This is a genomic window from Bacillus sp. L_1B0_5, from assembly GCF_000836715.1.
GTDB lineage: Bacteria > Bacillota > Bacilli > Bacillales > Bacillaceae_G > Bacillus_A > Bacillus_A thuringiensis_S.
The window spans coordinates 123,662-150,077 of record NZ_JXIS01000045.1 but is presented as its reverse complement, the minus strand read 5'-3'; the positions used below and the strand labels follow the sequence as shown (position 1 = coordinate 150,077).

Here is a 26,416-nt window from a genome sequence, read left to right as displayed (position 1 = left end):
CTTCGGAGATGCTTCTTGAACGAATAGTAGAGAAAGCCGAGGCCCCCTGTCCTCGTTATAAACGGGAAAGTGGTTCGTAACGAACAACAAGGGTGGTACCACGGGTTAAAACTCGTCTCTTTTTTAGAGACGAGTTTTTTGTGTTTTAAAAAATAAGGAGGTTGTATCATGGATTATAAAATGCAGTTTGCGGAAAGTTTATCTAATATTTTCACGAATGAATTAACGCAAAAACAAATTTTAGATTTAATTGAAACACCGAAACAAGATGAATTTGGAGATGCAGCGTTCCCATGTTTTTCATTAGCGAAGCAATATAAAAAAGCACCAGCTCTTATCGCAAAGGAAGTTGCTGAGAAATTAAATGATCCGTTTTTTACGAAAGTAGAAGCCGTTGGTCCGTATGTAAATGTATTTTTCAATCGTGAAACTGTAAGTGATGCAGTATTAAAAACAGTTTTAGCGGAGAAAGAAGAGTTCGGTCAAAACCACTTTGGCTGTGAAAAAACAGTAGTTATCGATTATTCTTCTCCTAATATCGCGAAACCTTTTTCAATGGGGCATTTACGTTCTACAATGATTGGAAATTCACTGAGACATATCGCTGAAAAATGTGGCTATGAAGTTGTAGGAATTAATTATATAGGGGATTGGGGAACACAGTTTGGAAAGTTAATTACGGCTTATAAAAAATGGGGAAATGAAGCAGTGGTGAAAGAGGATCCAATACGTGAGCTATTTAAGTTATATGTTCAGTTTCATGTAGAAGTAAAAGAGAATGATGAATTAGAAGAAGAAGGACGTGCTTGGTTTAAGAAATTAGAAGAAGGTGATGAAGAAGCGGTAGAGCTTTGGAATTGGTTCCGTCATGAGTCCCTTAAAGAATTTTCTCGTATTTATGAACTTCTCGGTGTGGAATTTACTAATTTTCAAGGCGAAGCTTTCTATAATGATAAAATGGAAGACTTTATTGGGATTTTAGAAGAGCACGACTTACTGGAAGAATCAGAAGGCGCATTAGTCGTTAATTTAGAAGAAGAAGGTATGCCGCCATGCTTAATTAGAAAGTCAGATGGTGCGACGATTTATGCAACGCGTGACTTAACGGCTGCTTTATATCGTCAAAACACTTATGGATTTGATAAAGCGCTATATGTTGTTGGTCCAGAACAAAGCTTACATTTCAATCAATTTTTCACTGTATTAAAAAAACTTGGCTACACTTGGGTTGATGGTATGGAACACGTACCGTTTGGCTTCATATTAAAAGACGGTAAGAAAATGTCGACACGTAAAGGAAGAGTTATTTTACTTGAAGAAGTACTTGAGGAAGCAATCGAACTTGCAAAACAAAATATTGAAGAGAAAAATCCAAACTTAAAACAAAAAGAAGTAGTAGCAAAGCAAGTCGGTGTAGGGGCAGTTATTTTCCACGATTTAAAAAATGAGCGTATGCACAATATTGAATTCTCATTAGAAAACATGCTGAAATTTGAAGGAGAAACAGGCCCGTACGTACAGTACACACATGCACGTGCTTGCTCTATTTTAAGAAAAGAAAGTGTAGAATTTGAAACATGTACGTTTGCTTTAAAAGACGACCATAGCTGGAGTGTCGTAAAATTACTAAACAAATTCCCACAAGTAATTGAAGCAGCTTTCAATAAAAATGAGCCATCGATTATTTCGAAATATGTATTAGATGTAGCACAATCGTTCAATAAATATTACGGTAATGTTCGTATATTAGAAGAGAACGGAGAGAAAGACAGTAGACTGGCATTAGTGTATGCTGTGACAGTTGTATTAAAAGAAGGATTACGTCTACTTGGGGTGGATGCTCCTGAGGAGATGTAAAACAAATAGGTATACGTATCGTAGTAGATATGTATGCCTATTTATTTTCATAGAAAATGTGAAAGCAGAAGTTTTATTTTATTAAATCTAAACTTTTATAGAGTTGTTTCAGGTGTAGGAATGTCCGTATTAAATGGAGAATTGTAATGTCATATATAAAAAGGAGGCGTTGAACTTGGAAACGTACGATTGGAACAGTAAACTAACGTATTTAAAAAACACAAGAGATTTATATTACAACGACGGTTATGTCCGCTTTTTAGTAAATATGGTTTGGAAGATTACTAAGCCCGTACATATTGTTGATTACGGTTGTGGGTATGGTTATTTAGGCTTATTATTAATGCCTTTACTTCCAGAAGGATCAAAGTATACAGGCATTGATAGTGGAGAAACATTATTAGCTGAAGCGAGAGAGTTGTTTCGTTTACTTCCGTACGAGTCAGAATTTCTGGAGGGAGATGCTATAGAAATTGAATTGAACGATACATACGATATAGCAATTTGTCATGCCTTCTTATTACATATGAGTTCACCAAAAACAATGCTACAAAAAATGATACATTCAGTTAAAAAGGGCGGAAAAATAATCTGTTTTGAACCACATTGGATTTCTAATATGGCTTCTTATTTACTAGATGGGGAGAAACAATCGGAATTTATTCAGCTAGGTGTTTTGCAGAAATTATTTGAAAATGATACGCAAAGAAATGGTAAAGATGGCAATATAGGCATGAAAATACCGATATATTTAAGTGAATTAGGTGTGAAAAATATTGAATGTAGAGTAAGCGATAAAGTGAACTTTTTAGATTCAAATATGCATCACAATGATAAAAACGATTTGTATCAATCATTAAAAGAAGAGGGGATTGCAGGTGATCCGGGTGATAAGCAACAATTTGTAGAACGTTTAATGGCTAAAGGATTAACATATGATGATGCGCTAGCTCAATATGAAGCTGAACTACGATTTTTTAAAATATTTCATGTGCATTCTTCTTTAGTATACGCTCCGAATATGAAAATTACATTTGGTGACATAGTATGTTAAAAGTCATGATATATAAGGATTGTCGTTTAATGTCGATATAATTTGAAAATCGCCGATATATTTGAATTATCGCTGATATAATTTTATGTACTAATTTCAGCTTCTACAAGATTAAAACCGCATGTTACGTTATTCCATATAATTAAACAAAATACGGAGAAAAACAATCATTTTTACTATATTTTGTTATAAATTTGAATAATATTAATTAATACCATCCATTATAAGAGATTTTAGTTGAATACATACTATATGGTGTGTAAAATCTAAGCAAGTGGCAGTATAAATATAAATTCGAGGTGAATGCATGCTAGATTTTAAGCAGTTAGAAACTTGTTTAAAAGACAAGAGATTTGTAGATGGATTACAGGAAATAAATAATGAAATTGCATATATAAAAGAAACGAATACTTTATCCTATGTGAAGAAGTGGCTTGCTAATATTCCTTCGCATAAGGAGTTTGATATATTAATTCGCCTTACTGATGAAGGGCTTATGCACCAATACAGTTCATTCCTCATTCGCTACGCTTATAAAAAATTCCCAAATATGAGAACGCTCTCTTTATATTGTGATGAGTTAATTGATGAGCGGAAAATTCTTGAAGCAGAGCAGCTGTTAAAAGAAACTTTAGAAGAGAGCAATAAAGAAGAAATAGATGCCGATTTTTTAGCGAAAACATATTTTACGTTAGTACGATGTCTTTTAGAAATGAAAAGAAACGAAGAAGCGCTAATGTATATGCAAAAAGCAGAGGAGTACAGTACGCGCGTAGTGTTTGATAAATGGGGCTACGTTTATATGCATACAGGCGAATGGGAGAAAGCGGAAGAACAATTTATTGCTGGCATGCAGCATGAAGATTGTGAAGAGTTATCTACCTATTTATTATCACAATTGTATGCAAATAAAGGAGAACAAAAACGTGCGATACAGTTAATTGATGATGCGATTGTAAAGTTCCCACAAGTACCATATTTTCATTTTGAGAAGGTAAAGTATTTATTAGATTTAGAGCAATATGAAGAGATGTTAGCGGTAATAGATAACATAAATACTCAGCTGCCATATCATGCTTATAACACTTACTTTGTACATTTACGTGCAGAAGCGCTGTACAAAATGAATAAATTTGCAGATTTACAAAAGCTATTAAAAGAAGAAAAGAGTTTAAAAGAATCTTTATATCATAATTTAGAAAAAAATCCGGATGGAAAAAAGGTTCACTTGCCGATAGTTCCTATTGTACAAAAGGATAATTATTGTGTTCCGACAAGTTTAGAGATGATGTTGCGTATATGGGGAGAGATACGTACACAAGATGAAATAGCAGAGTTTATTTTTGATATGACAGGATCGAAGTTTTCAGATACTGTTTCTTATTTAGAAGAATTAGGTTATGAATATCGTTATTTTAAAGGGAATGAAGAGAATTATAAGAGACTGATTGATGAAGGAATTCCTGTTTTATTAAGTATAGATATTGAGCATGCTTCACACGTACAAGTTCTATCTGGATATGATGATACATTGCAAGCTTTCTATGTTCAAGATCCAAACTTTATAGAACCAGTTCTTGTGGAATATAGTAAATTACAAGAAAAATATCGTTATACAGGCTGTTTAGCAATCACGTTTGTTCCGAAAGAAAAGAAGGCGCAACTAGCGTTTCTAAGTGAGGAAGAAAATCGTTATTTTAAATCTATTTTTTCTCTTACGGATCATTTAGATGAACAGGATAAAGAGGGAATTAGTAACTTAGTACAATTTTTAAAAGAAACGAGCGATAATCCAAATACGTGGTTATATACGATAAAGCACTTAGATGTTGAAGTAGATAAAGAATTTATTTTATATTGTATCGATAAGTTAATGGAAAAGTTTCCGAACTCGGACTTTGTTAAATTGCATGGTGCACAGTGTTTTATTCGTCTTCAGGAAGTAGAGAAAGCGGAGCAAATGCTGACAAGCGTTGAGAAGAAAAATAATCGTGCTTTATATCATTTAATAAACGGAAGATATGCTTTTGAGCAGGAAAGTTATATAGAAGCGATTTCAAGCTTTCGTTCATCGTTACAATTAGACGCAGATCAGCCTATTGCTTGGAGTTTTCTTGCTTTATCCTATATGTATATTGATCAATCTGAAAAAGCATTGCAATATTCACAAGTTGCGTTAGAGCGCAGTCCTGAAAGGTTCACTTTAACGAATCACGGTTTAATATTAATAGATTTAGAAAGATATGAAGAAGCATATGAAATCTTTAATGACTTGTTAAAAGAGTATAAATATGAAGCACATGTATGGTATGAACGAGCGAGATGTGCACATCAACTAGGAAAATTATATTTAGCAATAAAAGGGCTTAAAGTAGCGATTCATTTGGATAGTAATGCACCTTACATTTATACGAAACTTTCGGAAATATACGAATATGATTTGAAGGATGAGGAAAGTACGAAAGAAATTTTATTAAACGGTATTGAGAATTGTGATGATAAAGCACCTCTTTACGTAAAATTAGGTGACTATCATTTTCAAAATGATAGCTTGGAAGAAGCAGAAGTATTGTATAAGCGTGCTTTAGAAGAAAACGATGAGGATGTTTATTCTCACTTCGGACTTACACAAGTGTATATGGCAAGAGAACAATACAAGGAAGCAAAAGAATACATTCTTGGTCTTGAGAAGCAAATTGAAAAGAGCCAAGATTTCCTCATGAATGCAGGAATGGTTTTATGGGATGCTGAACTTGAACTTGGTGGAAATGAAGAAGGGTTTAAAGTAGCGCTATCTAAGTTAGAAAATGGTATAAAGAAAAGCGATTATAATGTAGCAAGTGCGTTAGATGAATATGTGAATCGAATTAAAGGAACGGAATTTGTACAACGAGGTATAGCGTTTTTAAGAACTTTACACAAAGAAAGAAATGAAGTAAGTGAGTACGGTTGTTATGCAGGTATTTTATATGAATCTATTGGACAGTACGGCCAAGCGATGAAAAGATATAATAAGGCGATAGAACAAAAGGAAACGGCATTACCGTATTACCGAATTGGTGAAACACTTATGGCATTAGGGCAATTGACGGAAGCAAAACAAGCGTATGAAACATGTTTAGAGCTTGATGGGAATTTCGTAGGTGTACATTTACAGCTTGCGGAAATATACGAAAAAGAAGAAAACCGTTCTAAAGAACAAAGTCATATGGTTCAGGCGATGAAGGAAGAGCCGTTGCATATTAATATGGAATATTTGGCACAGCTTTCAGTAGATATGAATCTTCAGGAAGAATTGCTGACTGAACTAGAACAATTAGAGGAAGAAGTACCTGAAATATGGCGTTTAGATGCGATTGCATATGTGTACGGAGCGATGAATGAAATAGATAAAGAACAAGCACAGATTGAATACGCACTACAATTAGATGGTGAGCATATAGAAGTTCTATATCATTATGCAAAAGTATTAGTGAAAAAAAGAAATGTAAAAGCAATTGAAGTTGCAATGAAAGTAATACAAAAAGATTTTGATAATGAACGTATATTTGATGTTTATGTAAAAGCAGTAGAGCAACATAAAAAATTGTCTAACATACGAGATTTTCTTCATACGTTAAAGGTGAAAAAAGCAGAAAGAAGTACAGCATTCATGTATGCTGCAGCTGCGGTTACGGAAATATGGATTGAACGCCAGCTGCATGAACAGCCGAAACGATCTATCATTACGAGAGCTTTTTATCGTATGAAAAATCGTGCGAAAGAAATTTCAATGGTTACTATGATAATTGATTTATATGAAATCTCTTTAAAGTTAAATCCGAAAAATAGTATGGCAGCACAGCGATTTGCGCTATTTTATGAGAATGTAGAGATGAATAAAGAAGCGATAGAGATTCTGCACACGTCACTAGAAAATAAATGGGATTATGAAGTAGCGAAGCAACTTGTAAATCTTTTCGTTGAGTGCGAGGAAGAAGATATGTTAAGAGATGCTTTGGAATTAACGAAGCAAATGGTTCGAGAACTACCAGATGATTATGATACTCTTCTTCTGCAAGCACAAGTATTCTTTAAAGCAGGGGAAGAAAGAAAAGCAGAAAAGATTACCTTACAATTAACGGAGCAAACACCGTTCGTAAGTAGAGCATTTCTTGCTTTAGGAGAAATGTACCAAAGTCAAGAAAGGTTTGAAGAGGCAATTCAAGTATTAGAAAATGCTTCTATACATCATCGAAATGAAACAGTAATTCTTCTTTCTTTAGCGTCTTCATATCATGGTGCCGGCCAAACACTAAAGGCAGAAAAAATAGCAAATGAAGTATTAACAATGGATGCAAGTGATTTGTTAGCAAGATATGATCGTGCTTGTTATTTAGCACAGTTAAATAGAAATGAAGAGGCGAAGGAAGAGCTTGAAATTGTCCTTCGTGAGGATGAATCGGGATTCTTTGCTGAACTTATTGAGGATGATGAAAATTTAGCAGCATTGCGAGAATTTGAAAAGTAATTGTATAAGAATAGGGGATAAGGATAAGAATATATTTTGAATTAGTTGACAATTAGTTGTCAAATGGCATAAAATAGCTTTTAATAAAGTATACAAATCTGAAGACGAGAAAGAGTAAAATAGTGAACTGTTCTCCAGAGAGCCGGTATATTGCTGAAAGCCGGTGGACAGACGTTATTTGAAAATCATCTCCGAGGAGCCGAGGCTGAAAGTGAGTAAGCCCGGACGGATGTCTACCGTTACAAAGAACACGTATGATAGTACGTTGCTAAGCGCTATTAGTGAAAAGCTAATAGAATTAGGGTGGTAACGCGGGTAAACCCGTCCCTACTTCATAGGGGCGGGTTTTTTGTGTGCTTTTAAAACATTCAAAGGAGTGATTGTAGATGAAGAAAGTAGATGTAAAAGAGTCAGCTGTAGGGAGAGAAACACGTATTCGTAAGCAGTGGAACGAACAAAGCATTTTTGAACAATCAATTCAGAATCGAGAAGGCGCACAATCGTTTGTGTTTTATGAAGGACCACCAACGGCGAACGGTTTACCACACGTCGGTCATGCACTTGGTCGGGCAATTAAAGATTTAGTAGCAAGATATAAAACGATGGCTGGTTATAAAGTAGTAAGAAAAGCAGGATGGGATACACACGGTTTACCTGTAGAACTAGGTGTTGAGAAGCAACTTGGTATTTCTGGTAAACATGAGATCGAAGAATATGGCATTGAACCATTTATTCAAAAGTGTAAAGAGAGTGTTTTCACATATGAAAAGCAGTGGCGTGAATTCACTGAAAGTATTGGTTATTGGGTAGATATGGATGATCCATATGTAACTTTAGAGAATCCATATATTGAAAGTGTATGGCATATTTTGGGGACGATCCATGAAAAAGGATTGTTATATAAGGGACATAGAGTTTCACCATACTGCCCAAGCTGCCAAACTTCATTGAGCTCACATGAGGTTGCACAAGGGTATAAAACAGTAAAAGATTTAAGTGCAACTGTGAAGTTTAAAGTGAAAGATAGTGAAAATGAGTATTTCTTAGGCTGGACAACAACGCCTTGGACACTTCCAGCAAACGTAGCGCTTGCTGTACATCCAAATATGGAATATGTTAAAGCAAAACAAGAAGGTCATGTATACATTGTTGCGAAAGAACGTGTACAAGAAGTATTAAAAGAAAACTATGAAGTATTATCTGTTCATAAAGGCGAAGAATTATTAAACACATCTTATACAGCGCCATTTCCGATGAAAGAAGTTACAAATGGTTACCGCGTTATCGCAGCAGAGTTTGTAACGGCAGATAGTGGTACAGGACTTGTTCATATTGCTCCAGCATATGGAGAGGACGATTATAGAGTTGTTCAAAGTGAAGGATTGTCATTCTTGCACGTTGTAGATGAAAAAGGTGAGTATACAGAAGCGGTACCATTTTTGAAAGGTAAATTTGTAAAAGATTGTGACGTTGACATTGTTCGTTATTTAGCGAAAGAAGGTTTACTATATCATAAAGAAAAATATGAACATAGCTATCCACATTGCTGGCGTTGTGATTCACCACTTCTTTATTATGCAGGAGAAAGTTGGTTAATCCGAACAACTGCAATTAAAGATACATTTTTACAAAATAATGATTCAGTTACTTGGTATCCGGATCATATGAAACATGGACGCTTTGGTAAGTTTTTAGAAAATATGGTGGACTGGAATATTAGCCGAAATAGATATTGGGGAACGCCATTAAACGTATGGGAATGTGAAAGTTGTGATCATCAGTTTGCGCCGAAAAGCATTGCCGAATTAAGAAAGCATAGTACGAAAGAAACACCGGAAGATTTAGAATTGCATAAGCCTTATGTAGATGAAGTTCAAGTCTGCTGCGAAAAATGCGGAGGCACAATGAATCGTACACCAGAAGTAATTGATGTTTGGTTTGATAGTGGTTCCATGCCATTTGCACAATATCATTACCCATTTGAAAATAAAGAGTTATTTGAAGAGCAGTTTCCAGCTGATGTTATTGCAGAAGGAATTGATCAAACACGCGGCTGGTTTTATAGTTTATTAGCAGTCTCAGCACTGTATACAGGAAAAGTACCGTATAAACGAGTGTTATCACTAGGGCATGTTTTAGATGAAGAAGGGCAGAAAATGTCTAAAAGTAAAGGGAATGCACTAGATCCAGTTGATTTAGTAGATAAGTTTGGTGCAGATGCGCTAAGATGGGCTTTACTTGTTGATAGTGCTCCGTGGAACGCGAAGCGTTTTTCTGAAAGAACCGTACTGGAAGCGAAATCTAAATTTGTAGATACATTAGTCAATGTGTATAGCTTCTACGTTTTATATGCAAATTTAGATGAGTATAACCCGAAAGAAACGTATGATGTAAAGCGTACGAAATTGGATGAATGGGTATTATCAAGATTGCATAGTACAACGAAAAAAGTGAGAACAGCACTTGATGATTATCAATTTACGAATGCAGCTCGTGAAATTGCAGCACTTGTAGATGAAGTGAGTAACTGGTATGTAAGACGCTCACGTAATCGTTTCTGGGAATCTGGTATGAACTCTGAAAAAGCTGCTGCGTATGAGACACTTCATGAAGTACTTGTAACAATTAGTAAATTAATTGCACCATTCACACCGTTTGTCGCGGAAGACATTCATCTTAATTTAGAAGGAAGTAGCGTTCATTTAGCTGATTATCCAGTTGTAAATGAATCACTACTTCAGCCGAAATTAGAAGCGGAAATGGATGCTGTTTTACAAGTTGTTGAACTTGGAAGAAGTAACCGTAATCAGCATTCTTTAAAAGTAAAACAGCCGCTAGCAGAACTTGTATTACTTGAGCATAACGAGAATGATATGGATTGGGAATCTTATCGTGATATCGTTATGGATGAGTTAAATGTAAAAGCGTTCCATGTTGAACTCGATGAAACAAAATACACATCATATCAATTGAAGCTCAATTTTAAAACAGCAGGGCCGAAATTCGGTAAAAATGTGAATGCAGTGAATGGTTGGCTAAAACAATTATCACAAGAAGAAGTACAAAACTTTGTATCAACAGAAAGAGCAGTTTACGAAGCAACACCAGGAGAAGAAGTAGTTGTAACTGCTGAAGATGTGTTAGTTGAAAAAGTTGCAAAATCAGGATTCTCTAATACGACTAACGGACAATATACAGTTATGTTAGATACGAATGTAACGGAAGAATTGTTACAAGAAGGAGTAGCGCGTGAATTCATTCGTGCGGTTCAAGAATATCGTAAACAGTTGAATTTACCAGTTAATTTACGAGTCGATGTTATTCTCGATACAGAAGAAGAACTACAACGAACGTTAACGAACCATAAAGATTTATTGGAAGAAAACTTACTCGTTAAACAATTTACATTTGGTCACTTAACGAACGAAGACGATGAACTTTCTTTAGGTGAAACAAAACTTAGAGTTAAATTAAGTGCAGCTAATTAAAGAAAAAAGGAAGTTGGAATGATTCCAACTTCCTTTTTCGTATGGAGGTAAATTAACTAGCTAATTTCCTCATAATCCATTCAATAGGTCCTCTAGAAAATTTCTTTCTCCATAATACGCTAAACAAAATACTGAAAATGAAAAATACAGTAGCAAATAATAAAACGAAAAGTAGTGCTTGATGTTCCATTCTATTGAATAGAATTAATGTCCCAATCCCGATAAATACATGACTTACATAATGAGTTAATGTTAATTGACCTGTTTGTATAATGGAAGTAACAAACCAATTATTTTCATATTTTTCAGTGATATAGAGGCAAAGTATTAATATAGCAATAGCGGATCCTGTAGCAGATAAAATATATAATATATTTGGTAAAATGGGTCCTGTATTAAACAAAAATGTAGCAGCTTCTTTGCCAATGTGTGGAATGAAGTAATGCGTGAGCCCTTTTGATAAAAGTTCTATCAGTATGGTGAATGTAATACCGAGCAAGAGCAACCTATCTCTAATCTTTTTATTATGAAGATCTAATCTGCCAATTATCATACCGATTAAGAAGAACGAAAACCAAGGGAAAAAAGGGTGATAACCATTAAAGAATAGATTGCGAAGAAAACCGTTTACTGTCCAGAAGTCTACATAGTTTATAAATGGAGTAGGACCTCCCCAACCTTCGAAAGTATTGAAAGTAAGCTGAAGAGATTGTGCCAAGAGTAGGATAATAATAGATAACAAGAGTAATGCTTTTTTTCGGACTGTAATGAGTAATGCAGCAACGAAAAGGTAAACACCGTAGTAGTGTAATATATCCCCAGTCCACTCCATTACGTATAAAAATAATCCTAAAATAAATAAGAATAGTGCCCGTTTCCAGATGATTTTTCGGCTATTAGAAATTTTTGTTTTTTCATTGCTAGCAACAGATGATCTAGTCATTAAAGATATGCCAATTCCAGCAAGTATAACAAACAAGGCAGAAGCTCTACCTTCAAAAAGTGACATGAAAGTTATTAAAAATGGGGGACCATTTCCTTCTGCACCTGTTATAACCATAAAATTAACAAGCAGCATACCAAACATCGCCAAAGCTCTAGCAAAGTCTAAGCCGATAATTCGTTTTTTAGTATTCAATTCAATCCCTTCTTTCAAAAATACTGTTTACAGCTTCCATCCATATTTGTCTATAATCTATATCCACATGTAACATCATAAAATTCCCGACATTATCAAGCACTAATGCTAACATATGAGCTTTTGAAACTAGATTTTTATTTTCAATCAATTGAAGCTCATTTGCTTTTGTAAGGAGGGATTCAAATCCTTGTAAATATTCTGTTTGCACAGTTAGTAATCGATCTTTGTACATATCATTTCTTGAAGATAGTAATACATATTCTTGCAACACACGATTAAAATAAGGATCGTTCTGCTGTTCATCAATTATTTTGAATCCAATTTCAATGCATTTCTCAATAAAATTTTCTTTCGTAAACTCTTCTGTATGGAAGAAGGAAGAAAACTGCATCGCAGCACATAATTCTGTGAAAATACATTCAATTAATGCATCTTTAGATTTGAAGTAATAATAAATGGACGGTTTAGCAATTCCGACTTCTTCAGCAATCATTGAATAAGTCGTTTTGGTAATACCATGTCCGGCAAACAGTCGATAGCTTGCTTCCATAATTGAAGAGAGTGTTTCTTCACTTTTGCTCATAATAAAGCCTCCTAAAAAAGGTTATATAAATCGTATCATTCATTAATATTTTTTCAACCTACCGTTAGGTAAAAAGTAGCCTGTTTTTTACAAAGTCATTTAAAAAGTTTAAGAGTTAAGGAATTGCTTTAGAAATATATTTCTAAAGTATTGTGTTCACTTTACACATAAATATTGAGAAAATTTCACTTACCCTAAATGAAAAGGTAATAGAAGTGTTTATAGAGAATTACTCGTAGATTCAATTTTTATCCCCCCATTTTGTGGGGAATGATTGCCTAGTGGTAATGGGATAAGGTTGAGCTACTTTATTAGGGGGAGTGGTTCTATGTTTAATAAAAAAATGGTGGCAATGGCAATGACTGTACCGTTAGTAATGGGGACGATTTCTACGGTTTCGGCATTGGAAAAACAACAGCAAGTAAAGTTAGAAGCTTATTCGCCACAGAAAAAAGCAACTGAATATTTAAAAGAAAATGCTGCGCAGTATGGATTGAAAACAGACCTTTCAGACTTGCAATATATTTCTACAACAGAAACGTCAGTAGCTTCATATGTTAGGTTCCAACAAGTTGTTAACGGTGCGCCTGTATTTTCAAAACAAATTACAGTTACTCTTAATGGAGAGGGAAAGGGAGTACTCGCTGTTTCTGATTATCAGCCTGTTACAGGTGTGAAGGAAGTAACGACAAAAATTAGTGAAAAAGATGCAATACAAAAATCAATGGCGTATGTTGGAGAAGCAAGTGAGCAAAATTTATGGGCTCCTACAGATAAAGAGTTCGGATATATTGTTGAAGAAGGAATTGCTCGTCCAGTATATAAAGTTGTAGTCCATTCTAATAATCCATTTGGTGCATGGGAAACATTTATTGATGCAGAAAATGGAAAGTTAATTAAAAAGGTTGATATAAACCGAAAAGCTGAAGGGTCAGGAAAAGTATTTTTACCTAACCCAGTCGTATCTAGCGGTAGTAAAGTAGGCTTAAAAGATAATAACGATGCAGATTCAACAGCTCTAACGAACCAACTGAAAACTGTTACGTTAAAAGGTTTAGATGGAACAGGATTTTTAATTGGAGAATATGTAACGATTTCTTCAAAAGCGAAAACAAAATCTACGAATTTACAATTTAACTATACACGCGCAAATGATAGCTTTGAAGATGTTATGTCGTACTATCATATCGACACATTGCAACGTTACATTCAAAGTCTAGGTTTTAAAAATATTAATAACCGTTCGATAAAAGTGAATGTTAATGGTACAACTGATGATAACTCATTCTATTCTCCATCAACAAAAGCTTTAACTTTCGGTACTGGCGGTGTTGATGATGCAGAAGATGCTGGTATTATCGCACATGAATATGGGCATTCGATTCAAGATAACCAAGTTCCTGGCTTTGGTAGTTCAGCAGAAGGTGGAGCGATGGGAGAAGGATTTGGCGACTTCTTAGGTGCTACATATGAAGATGCAGTATCGACTACTGGATATGGTAAAGCATGTGTTGGAGAATGGGATGCGACAGCTTATTCTAGTTCAGATCCAACATGCTTACGCCGATTAGATACGAATAAAGTATATCCGAAAGATATAACGAATGAAGTGCATGATGATGGTGAAATTTGGGCTCAAGGTCAATACGAAATGGCACAAGCTTTTGGCCGTGATGTAGCAACAAAAATCATTTTACAATCACACTGGTCATTAACACCAAACTCTAAATTCAGTGATGGAGCAAAAGCGATTAAGCAAGCGGATGCTCTTTTATATGGTGGACAACATGCTGCTGATATCGATCGCATTTGGGCAGCGAGAGGCATTAGTACGAATTAATATAAAAAGTCGTGGCATTAAGCCACGACTTTTTAATTTGCTTACGAACTGGTACTAGTAAATAAAGCTATATCAATGATAGTGTCAATATATCCGTATTCCCTTTACTTTTTAGCTTCTTTAAAAACAAAATGCTCTTTAAATTTTCTAGATTCAACTTTTTGACCATTCCGCATCGAACGGAAAGGGTGTTCTTGCCATGTAATAATAACATCAACCTCATCCGCTTTTGTAGCAACAGGTAAATTAGCGTGTTCAAATCCAGTTTTTCCACTTGCTAAACGACTTTCCTTTAGGGAAAAGAGTTCATATTTCGTTTTCTTATTTGGTTCGTTGCGGAATACTTCGACGTTTACGTTATATACCTCACTATTCCCGACATTTTTTACTGAAAAATGATATGTTTGAAATTCATCTTTTTTAGCTTGAAGCATATTCTTGTTTGTTTTTTTCGGTTTATCAATATTCACTTGCCATTGATCAGAGTTTTGAGAGATTGGTAAAGAGTTTGGTGAATAGGCGTATGTTTCGTTTACTACAATTAGGCAAAACAATAGGAGAAAGAAACTAATTGCTTTTTGCATATACACACCTCGCTATAAAATTTTTTATTAATATGCGTGAAAAATACAACTTTTATGTAATAAAATGGAAAGTGATGACGATTTGATTCAAATACAATTAAATAAATTGGAAGAGATAGTAAATGGTGAAGGATTACAAGAATCATTTCATTATATAGAGATGCAAGGCGTCTGTATTGACTCTAAAAAAATTACGAAAGGGAATTTGTTTGTTCCGATTATTAGGGTGAAAGATGGACACGATTATGTAAAATAAGCGATGGAAAAAGGTGCGGCTGCTTCTTTATGGAAAAAGTCTTACGGTGATCCTCCAAAAGGAATACCGATTATTTTTGTAGATGACACATTACTTGCACTGCAAAAAATAGCGCGATATTACCGAAAGACAAGTAATGTGAAAGTTATCGGAATTACTGGTAGTAATGGAAAGACAATGGTAAAAGATATAATAAGCACGATATTAAGTACAACTTATCGTGTGCATAAAACGAAGGGAAATTTAAATAGTCAAATTGGTTTACCACTAACGATTTTAGAAATGAAACAGGATACAGAGTTTTTAATACTTGAAATGGGAATGAGCGAAACGGGACAAATTCGAAACTTAGCACAAATAGCACAGCCAGATGTAGCGATCATTACAATGATTGGACAGTCACACTTAGAAACGCTTGGATCAAGAGAAGAGATTGCGAAGGCTAAATTTGAAATTGTAGACGGATTAAATGACGGTGGACTGTTCTTATATAATGGTGATGAGCCATTACTTTCTCAAAATATTAATATGCTAGGTATAGAAAGTAAGTCGTTTGGTGGAAAGTATACAAATGATTTGTTTCCAACGAACGTACAATTAGATGAATATGGTGTTCATTTTAAATTAAATCATTCAAAAATACAGTACGATGTTCCCTTACATGGAAAACATAATATTTTTAATACGATTGTCGGAATCGCTGTAGGTCAATTTTACAAAGTCCCTATAGAAAAAATACAAGAAGCATTGCAGCAAATAAACATTACACAAATGCGCTTTCAGTTTTTAACCGCTAAAACAGGTTTTACAATTATTAACGATGCATGGAATGCCAGTCCTTCCTCCATGAAGGTTGCAATTGAAACGTTGCAGAAATTAAATGCCTATAAGAAAAAAATTATAGTGATTGGGGATATGTTGGAGTTAGGCAAGAAAGCTGAAACATATCATAGAGAAATTGGTAAAATGTTAAATGAGGAGAGCATTCAATATGTATTTACGTATGGAGAGTTAGCCGAAATTGTAGCGGAAGAAGCAAGAAAGAACTATCATACAGGAAAAATAAAGTCATTTGATAATAAAGCCAAAATAGCAGAGGAAGTATTGAAAGTTATAACGAAAAAAGATGTTGTTTTACTGAAAGGTTCACGTGGCATGGCTTTAGAGGAGATTGTACAAAAGTGGATGTGAAAAATCAGAATATATTTTAAAAAGGCTTGCATTCTATAAAAAGAAGAGTTAGAATACTCTGTAAATATAAAAAGTGATGATCAGGAAAAGTACATGATGCAAAGGTCTACAGAGAGCAGCCGGTTGCTGGGAAGGTTGCGATACCGCATGATGGAAAGACACCTGTGAGTGTTGCTTTGAACGTGATTATTAGTAAAAGCAAACGGTACCTACCGTTATCAGGGCTAAGATGGTCAGTATGACAATTTGGGTGGTACCGCGGAAAAAAATCCGTCCCTATTTATAGGGGCGGATTTTTGTATTCTTTGAAAGGGGGTGAGTGACCGTGGATGATGACGATGACAACAATAACGTAAATAAATATAAAATTACTGGAGGGAAAAATAATGGATTCAATAATGAAGCGTTCACTCACAAAAGAATGTACAAAGCAAAGTGGAAAGGTTGTATTACTTCAAGGATGGGTAAAAAAAATTCGGCACCTTGGAAATGTTAGTTTTTTATTATTAGGGGACAGAACAGGAGTAATTCAATGTGTATTAGAAAATGAATTGGCCGGATATAAAGTTGATGTAGAAAGTGTTGTCCATGTAATCGGTGAGATAGTCGAGACATCGAAAACAGAATTGGGTGTTGAAGTACTTGCTCATGAAGTGAAAGTAATAAACGGTGCAGAACCACTTCCATTTGAAATAAACAAAAAGAAGTTACAAGTTGGATTAGATCAACTATTGAATGAGCGGGTACTCTCACTAAGACATGAGCGAACCGCATCGATTTTTAAAGTGAAATCTACACTCGTTCAGAGCTTTAGTGAATTTCTTATAGAGAACGATTTCACACGTATATTTACGCCGAAAATTGTTTCGCAAGGGGCAGAAGGAGGAGCAAATGTTTTTAAGCTTCCATACTTCCAAAAAGAAGCTTATTTAGCACAATCACCACAGTTCTACAAACAAATGATGGTAGCGGGTGGGTTAGAACGAGTTTTTGAAATTGCACCTGTATATAGAGCGGAACATCATAACTCTTCCCGTCATTTGAATGAATATATATCGTTAGACGTAGAACTTGGTTTTATTCATGATTTTTATGAAGTGATGCAACTAGAAACTGATGTTTTACGATATATGTTTCAACAAGTAGCGAAAAAATGTGAAATAGAACTACAGCTATTACAAATAGAAGTACCTGTTATTACTGAAATACCTAAAATTACATTGTTAGAAGCACAAGAAATTTTGAAAAGTAAGTATCGTAAAGAATCTCCTGTAGGGGATTTAGATACAGAAGGTGAAAAGTTACTAGGGAAATATGTAAAGGAAACATATAATAGTGAATTTGTTTTCATTACACATTATCCGAAAGAAGCGAGACCGATGTATACGATGCAAAATAAAGAGAATCCAGCTATTACTGATTCATTCGACTTATTATATAAAGGGTTAGAAATAACGTCAGGGGCACAGCGAATTCATAATTATGAAATGTTACTCGCTTCGTTTAAAGAAAAAGGATTACACCCAGAGAAATTTCAATCTTATTTAAATACATTCCGATACGGTTGTCCCCCGCATGGAGGTTTCGGAATTGGGTTAGAAAGGATTGTATATAAACTATTAGAATTAACAAATGTACGAGAGGCGAGTGCTTTTCCGAGAGATTGTACTCGTCTTATACCGTAAAAAGAATCTTCGCGACTATCGCGAAGATTCTTTTTTTATAGTTCGTTTGAAAAGGTGAAAATATAGACTCTTTCTTTTGCTAATAAGCTTAGTGAAAGTGAGTTATCAATATGAACCATTTCGACAAAAAAATTAATATACCCCTTGACAGTTACAAATATAACAGATATACTTCATATTAATTTCAAAAGAAAATATATTCTAAATATTAAAATGTGTTGAATAGGAGTAGTAAGGTCATGTATTTGTACAGAGAGCTATGGGTTGGTGCGACATAGTCAAATGACATCCTGAACTCGCCTAGGAGCAGTAAGGTGGAACGGAATCACATTCTTAGTAAATCTTAACGGTTAACCTTCGATATTAGGTTTGTAATCAAACGATTACTACTAAGGTGGATTCATAATGGAATCAATAAGGGTGGTACCGCGTTAAGTAAATGGCTTAGCGTCTCTTTATATAGAGATGCTAGGCCATTTTTTTATTATATGGAAGAAGAAATGGAGGGTTTATTTGGATAGGTCTATAAAATTTATTTATTTATATAAAAAGATTTAATTAGGAGGAAAATGAGATGAAACAGACGGAGCAATGGACTTCGAAATTAGGTTTTATAATGGCAGCAGCCGGATCAGCAATTGGACTTGGTGCGATATGGAAGTTTCCTTATATCGCTGGGAAGAGTGGGGGAGGAGCGTTCTTTTTAATCTTTATATTATTTACTGTTTTAATTGGACTACCGCTACTTATAGCTGAATTTATGATTGGACGCAGTACGCAGAAACAAGCAGTTGGAGCATTTAAAAGCATCGCACCAAATACAGGATGGCACTGGATCGGACGCCTTGGCGTTGGAACGTGTTTTATACTACTTTCGTTTTATAGTGTTGTAGGTGGATGGGTATTAATTTATTTATTCAGAGGAATAACTGGACAACTGATTACTCCGGGACAAAATTACGGAGCATTATTTACTGAAACAATTGGAAATCCCACTTGGGCGATTATAGGGCATTTCGCTTTTATGTTTATTACGATTTGGGTTGTATCAAAAGGTGTACAAAACGGAATTGAAAAAGCAAGTAAATATATGCTGCCAGCATTGTTCGTTTTATTTGTCGCTCTTATTATTCGTTCGTTAACACTTGATGATGCAATGAAAGGTGTGAAGTTTTTTTTACAACCAGATTTCTCAAAGATTACTTCGGAAAGTATTTTGTTTGCAATGGGGCAATCATTCTTTGCGATTAGCATCGGGATTTCAATTATGGTTACGTATAGTTCCTATTTAAATAAAAAAGAAAGTTTACCAAAATCAGCAATAACAATTGTTGGATTGAATTTATTTGTTTCATTATTTGCAGGTCTTGCTATTTTTCCGGCCGTATTTTCATTAGGAATGGAGCCGACAGAAGGGCCTGGATTACTATTTATCGTATTACCATCTGTATTTAGTCAAATTCCATTCGGTGGGTTGTTCTTAACAGTATTTCTTGCACTATTTACATTTGCGACATTAACATCGGCATTTTCTCTACTAGAGACAGTAGTGTCAGCATTAGCAAATGGTGAACAAGAAAAAAGAACGAAATTATCATGGATGATCGGTTTCGGCATTTTCTTAGTGGGTATCCCATCAGCGTTATCATTTGGAGTATGGAGTGATATTACGATTTTCGGAAAGAATATTTTTGATGCAGTAGACTTCTTATCTAGTAATATATTAATGCCACTTGGAGCACTATTTATTAGTATTTTCGTTTCATTCAAAATGGAGAAGAAGGTGCTAGAAGCAGAGTTTTTTGTAGGTGGAAATTATGGAAAGAAAGTATTTACTTGTTGGGCATTTTTACTTCGATTTGTAGCACCACTTGCAATAATTATCGTCTTCTTAAATGTAATAGGGATTATTTAACATTAAATGTTATAATATTCAGTAAAAAGAGAGGGTGATGATCATAAAGGCAAATTTGATAGAAGTAGGGAAATACATGAATATTAGAGGGAAAAAGCTATACGTTGAAACGCATGGAAATCCTAAAAATAAGCCAGTCTTATACTTGCATGGTGGTCCAGGAGAGAGTTGCTATGATTTTTCATTTCACCAAGCGGAACGTTTAAAAGATTCTTTATATGTAATTATGATAGATCAAAGAGGTGTTTGTCGCTCAGAAGAAATTACTGAGGATGAAGCTTTTGGATTAAATGATTTAATTGAAGACTGTGAGGAACTAAGAAAAGCATTACAAATTGAAAAGTGGTCTGCAATTGGACATTCTTTCGGTGGCTATTTAGCATTGTTATATGCGTCGATATATCCAAGTTCAATAGAGAAAATAATATTTGAAGGGCCAACTTTCGACTTTGCATTAACAAGTAGAGCTTTGTTGCAAAAGACAGGGCATTTATTAAAAAAGCATGGAAAAGAAGAAGTAGCAAAAGAGTGCTTTGCTTATTCATCTAGCAATGCTAGTTCAGAAGAGTTGTTAGAAGCTTATATAAGATTAAGCGCTGAATTAGAAGAAAAAAGAATGGAGATTTACAATTATAAGGAAGATGAAACAGACTATAGTTTATATAGTGATGAAGAGTGGGAAGTATTTTCAAATCGTTCTCAAATTCATTTTGATAGATTAAAATTAGAGGGTGCATGTCATAAATCATTATTATATAAAATAAAAGAAGTACAGAATTCAATGTTATTAATTGTAGGAAAACATGATGTAGTAACGTGTGAAAAACAAATTGAAACAATTAATAAAGATGCTCAAAACGGTAAGTGTATCGTATTTGAAGAGAGTGGTCATTCACCTCACTATGAGGAAGCAGATAGATTCGCAGAAACAATTATTCATTTTTTGAAATGAAGAAAAGGGTGCTTCTATAAATGAGAAGCACCCTTTTTAAATTTCTGGATAAGCGATTGTTATGTTAGGCCATTTAATTTGCCAATTCTTTTTTATAACTCTATTTTTGTACATATGTATACGTTCTTTTGTTTCAAGAAAATGAGCTGTTGGTTTCACTTGTAGTGAAAGTACATCTTCGATTCCGCATGGAGATGCTAATATAATATTGTTTTGGTCATCTAATGTAACTCCTAATGCCGTTGCTGTTTCAGGAAATTTAGAAATAGCATCAACAGAAGAAGAATATGGCGGCATGTTATTCATTACATGCATACGAGCTTGATTTTTTATTGACCAAGGGATAGTGGCATCCATATTCATTAGTTTCGTTTCTAATAACTTTTCATATGTTTCGTCTTTATGTAGACAATCGTAATAAATAACATCTACATCAGGCGTATCTGTTCTTATTTCGTAGTTGTGTAAAGTATCCCAAATTTTAGAACGAACAAAGCCGGCACAAACCCACCAATCAGGTAGCTCTAGTGATTTTGCCATTTGTAATACAGTCATCATCCATTCGTCGTTTTCTATTAAGCGAATGATATCTTGTTCTGTTTGTATAGTCATTTGTTATCTTACCTGCTTTTTTTAGAGTGTGGATTTAATTCATAAGCTTTATAATCCATGTGATCCAGTAAGCACCTGGTATGAATAACAGTTGAGCTAGTAATGTACCAAAAAGTCTAGAAATCATTAGCCAAGCATACATTTTACTCATTGCTTCAGCACCTTCTTCTGATTGAAGAGCTCGCTCTGTTAAAAGAGCAATACGTGGATCTAGTAGCACTGTTAATAAAATAGTAGCAAAACCATTAATAAGACCAGAAGCTGTAGTGGCTTTTGTTGCGAAAGCTGGAATTAAAAAAGAAGCATATAGTGCGGAAAGAACCCCCGCTGTATAAATTGCAGTAGCGAACATGTTAATAAGCATTATACGCTTTGGAATACCGCCGATACGCAATCTATGAATCATTTCTAACTTTGGAAAGCGGACATATTTTTTTGTGTACTTTAATTTTTGAATGTTATTCGTTTTCATCATTCGAATGAAAGAACCGTCTGTTTCAAAGTTTTGAATGACATATCCAAATAGTTTTGTCAAAGTTGGATACAGTATAATCGCAAGCAATGTACCGATAGAAGCAGATAATAGTACAAGACGTATAATATGCTCTAAATCAATAGAAGGATCTTGTTTTGCTTCGTCAACAATCCCGCCAAGTAAAAAGGCTTGTAGTAAGTTTGATGTTCTTGAAATGAGTAATACGATTCCTACGACGGATAATGCGACAGCAATCTTCTTTAAACGAACCCCGGCTAATCGAATACTATAAGAGCTTGTTTCAACTGCGTGGATCACAATTGTGAAAGCCATTATAAAAATTATCGTAATTGACATTTGTTTCACCAGTTTCTATTAAAATAATTGTAACTTTTTTACTGTATCATATCTATCGTATTTTGTAACTGAAAGTATGTGACATATGGAAATTGATTTTTCGAAAAAATAGATAATGATAGTATAATAGGTAGAAGTAGAAGAGATGTTAGCACTTATTTATACAGCAAATTAAGTGGAGGAATGAAACATGTATAAAACATTTCTATTTGATTTAGATGGAACTTTAACGGATCCGAAAGAAGGGATTGTAAACTCGGTTTTATATGCATTAAAAAAAGTAGGAATTGAAGAAGTACATATAAGTGAGTTAGATTCATTTATAGGTCCTCCTATTCAGCAATCATTCATAGAGAGATATAATATGAGTGAAGGGGAGCTTGAACGTGCTGTTTTTTATTTCCGTGAGTATTTAAAGCAGCGTGGATTGTTTGAGAATAATGTATATGAGGGGATTCTGAAGCTCTTGCAACAATTAAAAAGTTCAGGGGATCGCATATTTGTAGCAACTTCAAAGCCCACTGTATTTGCGAAACAAGTTATAGAGCATTTTCAATTGACGAATTATTTCGAAGATATCATTGGAAGTAATTTAGATGGTACGAGAATAAAAAAAGAAGAAATAATTGCTCATATTTTACAGACAAATGAAGAACTAAATAAAGAAGAAATGATAATGATTGGTGATAGAAAGCACGATATAATAGGTGCGAATCAGAATGGAATTGCTTCAATTGGTGTTTTATATGGCTATGGCTGTGAGAAAGAACTGACTGAAGTTAGTGCGACTTACATAGTGAAAGATGTTGAAGAACTGTATCATTTTTGTGTAGAAAAAAGTTTAATAAATTAGTAAATATAGATGCTAGCAATCCCTTTATAACGTTATGATGAGGAATTCGTTTCTGTTTAAAGGGATTTTTCATATGTAATCGAATATTTATAATTAGACATTTTTAGCATGAAAAAATTGTATGAATAAGAGGAGGGGTGTCAGAATTAAAAGATTAGTAGAAATTTATCAATAAATTTTAGAATATTCTGTTTAATGGAGGGGTAAAATTGGAGTTAGTTATTATATTATTAGCACTAAGTTTACTTATGTTCGTAGCATACAGAGGTTTTTCTGTTATTTTATTCGCACCGATATTTGCATTATTTGCAGTATTTTTGACAGAACCTAGTTATGTATTACCTTTCTTTTCTAATATCTTTATGGAGAAAATGGTTGGATTTATAAAGTTATATTTTCCTGTGTTTTTATTAGGAGCAATATTTGGAAAAGTAGTAGAGATGTCAGGAATTGCGGATTCTATTGCAAAAACGATTATTGAGTTAGTTGGTGAAAAACGTACTATATTAGCGATTGTATTAATGGGTGCTATTTTAACGTATAGTGGTGTTAGTGTGTATGTAGTAGTGTTTGCTGTTTATCCGTTCGCAGCTAAGTTGTTTCGACAAGCTAATATTCCAAAACGTTTAATCCCTGGAACGATTGTTCTTGGAGCGGTAACGTTTACAATGGATGCACTACCTGGATCACCACAAATTCAAAATGTAATACCTACAACATTTTTTAAAACGGATATTTATGCTGCACCGATACTTGGGATTGTAGGAGCAATTTTTGTTCTTGCATTAGGTTTACTATATTTAGAGAGTAGACGTAAGAAGGCAAAAGCGGCAGGTGAAGGATATTTTGGTTTTAATGACGGAAATACTGAAATGGCAGCATCTTTGCAATTAGAACAAAAAAATATGCCATTAATTAATAACATTGAAATCACAAGAGCACAACAACTTATTGCATTTATACCACTTATTTTAGTAGGTGTAATGAATAAAGTGTTTACTATTATGATACCGAAGTGGTATCCAAGCGGTTTTGATTTTTCTGCAATTGGTATGAAAGCATTTGGAAAAGTAGAATTAAGTGCAGTAGTAGGAATTTGGTCTGTAGAATTGGCACTTATTATAGGGATCTTAACAACGTTATTATTATATTGGAAGCGAGTAGTAACAGGTTTCCAAGCTGGATTGAATACAAGTATTGGTGGAGCGCTACTTGCAACGATGAATACAGGAGCTGAGTTTGGATTCGGTGGTGTCATTGCAGCACTTCCAGGCTTCGCAATTATGAGAGATGGTATCTCTGCTACTTTCACAAATCCGTTAGTGAATGGTGCAGTAACGACGAATATTTTAGCTGGAATTACAGGCTCTGCATCAGGAGGTATGGGAATAGTTTTAAGCGCAATGGGAGATAAATTTATTGCAGCGGCCAATCAATTTGATATTCCATTAGAAGTTATGCACCGTATCGTATCAATGGCATCAGGAGGAATGGATACACTACCGCATAACGGGGCTATTATTACTATTCTTACAGTAACAGGATTAACACATAAACAGTCCTATAAAGATATATTTGCTATCACAATTTTGAAAACGGTTGCTGTATTTTTAGTTATCGCGTTCTATACTTTAACAGGACTCTATTAAACATTCGAATCGTAAAGATTCATCAAATCGATAATTTATATCATAAAATATTAATTAGGATAAGAAGGGGTGGAGTACTTGCAAGAAGTTTCTGAGTTTCGTATGCCAAAGTCGGTATTATATGGAAGGAATTCGCTTGAAAAACTGGGGGAACAATCAAAAAAGTTAGGGAAAAGAGCTTTTATAGTTACTGATACAATTATGGAGAAATTAGGATATGTTGAAAAGTGTATACAACAACTAAATAAGAAAAGTATTACTGTTAGTACATATAATAAAGTAGATGCTGAGCCTACAAATATACACGTGTTAGAAGCGTTATCTCTTTGTAAAGAGGAAAAGTGTGATTTTATTATCGGTATTGGTGGTGGAAGTTGTATTGATGCTGCGAAAGCAGTAGCGGTTTTATATACAAATGGTGGAGAAGTTGAGGATTATGTCCAAAAGGATATTGATATAGAAAACAATCCACTACCACTTATTGCAATTCCAACAACTTCTGGTACTGGATCGGAAGTTACAAGTGTAGCAGTAATTACGAATAAAAAAACAGATGTAAAAATGATGATGAAGCATCCTAGTTTTATACCGAAAGTAGCAATTATAGATCCAGTTTTGACAAGTTCATTACCACCACAAATTACGGCAGCAACAGGAATAGATGCATTATGTCATGCGATTGAAGCGTATATTTCTAAAGTTTCACAACCACTTACAGATGTACTTGCTCTTTCAGCTATTGAAAGTATTATGAAATATTTACGTATAGCATATGAAGATGGACGTAATATGGAGGCAAGAGAAGCGATGATGATTGCTTCCTTACAAGCTGGAATTGCATTTTCTAATGCATCAGTTACATTAGTTCATGGAATGTCAAGGCCAGTGGGAGCATTATTTCATGTACCGCATGGTATATCAAATGCCATACTATTACCTACAGTGTTAGAGTTTACAAAAACAAGTGCAATGAAAAGGTTAGCAAAAATTGGACGTAGTTTAAATAAGGATTTGTATTCGAATTCTGATGAGGAAGTAGCAGACTACACGCTTGGTGAAATAAAAAAACTTTGCTTTGATCTTCGTATTCCAAATTTAAAAGAATACGGAATCGATGAAATTGAATTTGAAAATGCTATTTCTAAAATGGCATCAGATGCAATTGAAAGTGGTAGCCCAGCTAATAACCCACGTGTTCCATCATATGATGAAATCAAAGAGCTGTATCGAGAGTGTTTTAATTATAAGTATAAAGAATTTATAAAAACATCAGATTATTAATTTCAGAATATTCTATAAAAATTTCCTTGGAAATGAAAGTAGAATTATTCTTTATTATTTCCATATTTCCGTTAAAACAAGACTTTATATTCCAAACTTAAAGTCTTGTTTTATTATATATAATATACATAAT

The 26,416-nt window shown here is 34.3% G+C and carries 16 protein-coding genes, 1 pseudogene and 4 other annotated features (1 of these 21 only partly in view); of the genes and pseudogenes, 12 read left to right on the top strand and 5 right to left on the bottom strand.

The features are described from left to right. Positions 1-123 (top strand) — a binding site (T-box leader); it begins 92 nt to the left of the window's first position. Positions 124-168: 45 nt separating this feature from the next. From argS to ileS, 4 genes are all read left to right on the top strand, one after another. Beyond that, positions 169-1,857 (top strand): arginine--tRNA ligase, encoded by a 1,689-nt coding sequence (gene argS, locus RT27_RS15255; protein ID WP_029442191.1) that lies wholly within the window; start codon positions 169-171, stop codon positions 1,855-1,857. Between the two features lie 175 nt (positions 1,858-2,032). Further along, positions 2,033-2,911 carry a class I SAM-dependent methyltransferase gene (locus tag RT27_RS15250; protein WP_043936564.1) on the top strand — a complete coding sequence of 293 codons (879 nt, stop codon included), beginning with the start codon at positions 2,033-2,035 and terminating at the stop codon, positions 2,909-2,911. A gap of 307 nt (positions 2,912-3,218) precedes the next feature. After that, positions 3,219-7,421: a bacteriocin-processing peptidase family protein gene (locus RT27_RS15245; protein ID WP_043936563.1), complete on the top strand. Its 4,203-nt coding sequence runs from the start codon at positions 3,219-3,221 to the stop codon at positions 7,419-7,421. 92 nt (positions 7,422-7,513) lie between these two features. After that, positions 7,514-7,753 (top strand) — a binding site (T-box leader). A gap of 54 nt (positions 7,754-7,807) precedes the next feature. Then, complete coding sequence (gene ileS / locus RT27_RS15240) at positions 7,808-10,909, top strand: isoleucine--tRNA ligase (RefSeq protein WP_043936562.1); 3,102 nt, start codon at positions 7,808-7,810, stop codon at positions 10,907-10,909. Positions 10,910-10,961: 52 nt separating this feature from the next. Here the strand turns inward: ileS and RT27_RS15235 are convergent, their stop codons facing one another. Further along, positions 10,962-12,047, bottom strand: a complete 1,086-nt coding sequence (locus RT27_RS15235; protein WP_043936561.1) for a heparan-alpha-glucosaminide N-acetyltransferase domain-containing protein — start codon at positions 12,045-12,047, stop codon at positions 10,962-10,964. 1 nt (position 12,048) lies between these two features. Continuing rightward, the gene (locus RT27_RS15230) at positions 12,049-12,633 is read right to left on the bottom strand and encodes a TetR/AcrR family transcriptional regulator (protein WP_000045218.1); all 585 of its coding nucleotides are present in this window, start codon (positions 12,631-12,633) and stop codon (positions 12,049-12,051) included. Positions 12,634-12,961: 328 nt separating this feature from the next. Here RT27_RS15230 and RT27_RS15225 point away from each other — a divergent pair, with 328 nt between their 5' ends. Beyond that, complete coding sequence (locus RT27_RS15225; RefSeq protein ID WP_000482274.1) at positions 12,962-14,473, top strand: M36 family metallopeptidase; 1,512 nt, start codon at positions 12,962-12,964, stop codon at positions 14,471-14,473. A gap of 104 nt (positions 14,474-14,577) precedes the next feature. Here RT27_RS15225 and RT27_RS15220 read toward each other — a convergent pair whose 3' ends face one another. After that, positions 14,578-15,057: a hypothetical protein gene (locus RT27_RS15220; RefSeq protein WP_043936560.1), complete on the bottom strand. Its 480-nt coding sequence runs from the start codon at positions 15,055-15,057 to the stop codon at positions 14,578-14,580. A 64-nt stretch (positions 15,058-15,121) separates the two neighbouring features. Between RT27_RS15220 and murF the strand changes: the two are divergent. The 4 genes and pseudogenes from murF (at position 15,122) to RT27_RS15200 (ending at position 21,056) form a co-directional block, all read left to right on the top strand. Next, positions 15,122-16,504: pseudogene (gene murF / locus RT27_RS15215) on the top strand (UDP-N-acetylmuramoyl-tripeptide--D-alanyl-D-alanine ligase). A 67-nt stretch (positions 16,505-16,571) separates the two neighbouring features. Beyond that, positions 16,572-16,785: a binding site (T-box leader), on the top strand. A 105-nt stretch (positions 16,786-16,890) separates the two neighbouring features. Further along, positions 16,891-18,189 carry an aspartate--tRNA(Asn) ligase gene (gene aspS / locus RT27_RS15210; protein ID WP_043936559.1) on the top strand — a complete coding sequence of 433 codons (1,299 nt, stop codon included), beginning with the start codon at positions 16,891-16,893 and terminating at the stop codon, positions 18,187-18,189. Between the two features lie 209 nt (positions 18,190-18,398). Beyond that, positions 18,399-18,647: a binding site (T-box leader), on the top strand. 116 nt (positions 18,648-18,763) lie between these two features. Beyond that, positions 18,764-20,104, top strand: a complete 1,341-nt coding sequence (locus tag RT27_RS15205; protein ID WP_016081805.1) for a sodium-dependent transporter — start codon at positions 18,764-18,766, stop codon at positions 20,102-20,104. Positions 20,105-20,180: 76 nt separating this feature from the next. After that, positions 20,181-21,056 carry an alpha/beta hydrolase gene (locus RT27_RS15200; protein WP_029442199.1) on the top strand — a complete coding sequence of 292 codons (876 nt, stop codon included), beginning with the start codon at positions 20,181-20,183 and terminating at the stop codon, positions 21,054-21,056. Positions 21,057-21,092: 36 nt separating this feature from the next. Here RT27_RS15200 and RT27_RS15195 read toward each other — a convergent pair whose 3' ends face one another. Then, positions 21,093-21,668, bottom strand: coding sequence for a nucleotidyltransferase family protein (locus tag RT27_RS15195; protein ID WP_016081803.1), 576 nt, complete (start codon positions 21,666-21,668; stop codon positions 21,093-21,095). Positions 21,669-21,702: 34 nt separating this feature from the next. Beyond that, entirely contained in the window at positions 21,703-22,500 is a 798-nt protein-coding gene (locus RT27_RS15190; protein ID WP_043936558.1) for a lipid II flippase Amj family protein, read from the bottom strand. 190 nt (positions 22,501-22,690) lie between these two features. Between RT27_RS15190 and RT27_RS15185 the strand changes: the two genes are divergently transcribed. The 3 genes from RT27_RS15185 (at position 22,691) to RT27_RS15175 (ending at position 26,283) form a co-directional block, all read left to right on the top strand. Continuing rightward, positions 22,691-23,353, top strand: coding sequence for an HAD family hydrolase (locus RT27_RS15185; protein WP_043936557.1), 663 nt, complete (start codon positions 22,691-22,693; stop codon positions 23,351-23,353). Positions 23,354-23,562: 209 nt separating this feature from the next. Beyond that, positions 23,563-25,002 carry a GntP family permease gene (locus RT27_RS15180; RefSeq protein WP_043936556.1) on the top strand — a complete coding sequence of 480 codons (1,440 nt, stop codon included), beginning with the start codon at positions 23,563-23,565 and terminating at the stop codon, positions 25,000-25,002. Positions 25,003-25,080: 78 nt separating this feature from the next. Next, entirely contained in the window at positions 25,081-26,283 is a 1,203-nt protein-coding gene (locus RT27_RS15175) for an iron-containing alcohol dehydrogenase (protein ID WP_029442201.1), read from the top strand. Positions 26,284-26,416: the final 133 nt, after the last annotated feature.

Excerpts from the sequence above, each read along its gene's own strand:
- argS (WP_029442191.1), top strand. The coding sequence starts at position 169 with ATGGATTATAAAATGCAGTTTGCGGAAAGTTTATCTAATATTTTCACG.
- RT27_RS15245 (WP_043936563.1), top strand. The coding sequence starts at position 3,219 with ATGCTAGATTTTAAGCAGTTAGAAACTTGTTTAAAAGACAAGAGATTT.
- ileS (WP_043936562.1), top strand. The coding sequence starts at position 7,808 with ATGAAGAAAGTAGATGTAAAAGAGTCAGCTGTAGGGAGAGAAACACGT.
- RT27_RS15230 (WP_000045218.1), bottom strand. The coding sequence starts at position 12,633 with ATGAGCAAAAGTGAAGAAACACTCTCTTCAATTATGGAAGCAAGCTAT.
- RT27_RS15225 (WP_000482274.1), top strand. The coding sequence starts at position 12,962 with ATGTTTAATAAAAAAATGGTGGCAATGGCAATGACTGTACCGTTAGTA.
- RT27_RS15220 (WP_043936560.1), bottom strand. The coding sequence starts at position 15,057 with ATGCAAAAAGCAATTAGTTTCTTTCTCCTATTGTTTTGCCTAATTGTA.
- aspS (WP_043936559.1), top strand. The coding sequence starts at position 16,891 with ATGGATTCAATAATGAAGCGTTCACTCACAAAAGAATGTACAAAGCAA.
- RT27_RS15205 (WP_016081805.1), top strand. The coding sequence starts at position 18,764 with ATGAAACAGACGGAGCAATGGACTTCGAAATTAGGTTTTATAATGGCA.
- RT27_RS15200 (WP_029442199.1), top strand. The coding sequence starts at position 20,181 with ATGAATATTAGAGGGAAAAAGCTATACGTTGAAACGCATGGAAATCCT.
- RT27_RS15195 (WP_016081803.1), bottom strand. The coding sequence starts at position 21,668 with ATGACTATACAAACAGAACAAGATATCATTCGCTTAATAGAAAACGAC.
- RT27_RS15190 (WP_043936558.1), bottom strand. The coding sequence starts at position 22,500 with ATGTCAATTACGATAATTTTTATAATGGCTTTCACAATTGTGATCCAC.
- RT27_RS15185 (WP_043936557.1), top strand. The coding sequence starts at position 22,691 with ATGTATAAAACATTTCTATTTGATTTAGATGGAACTTTAACGGATCCG.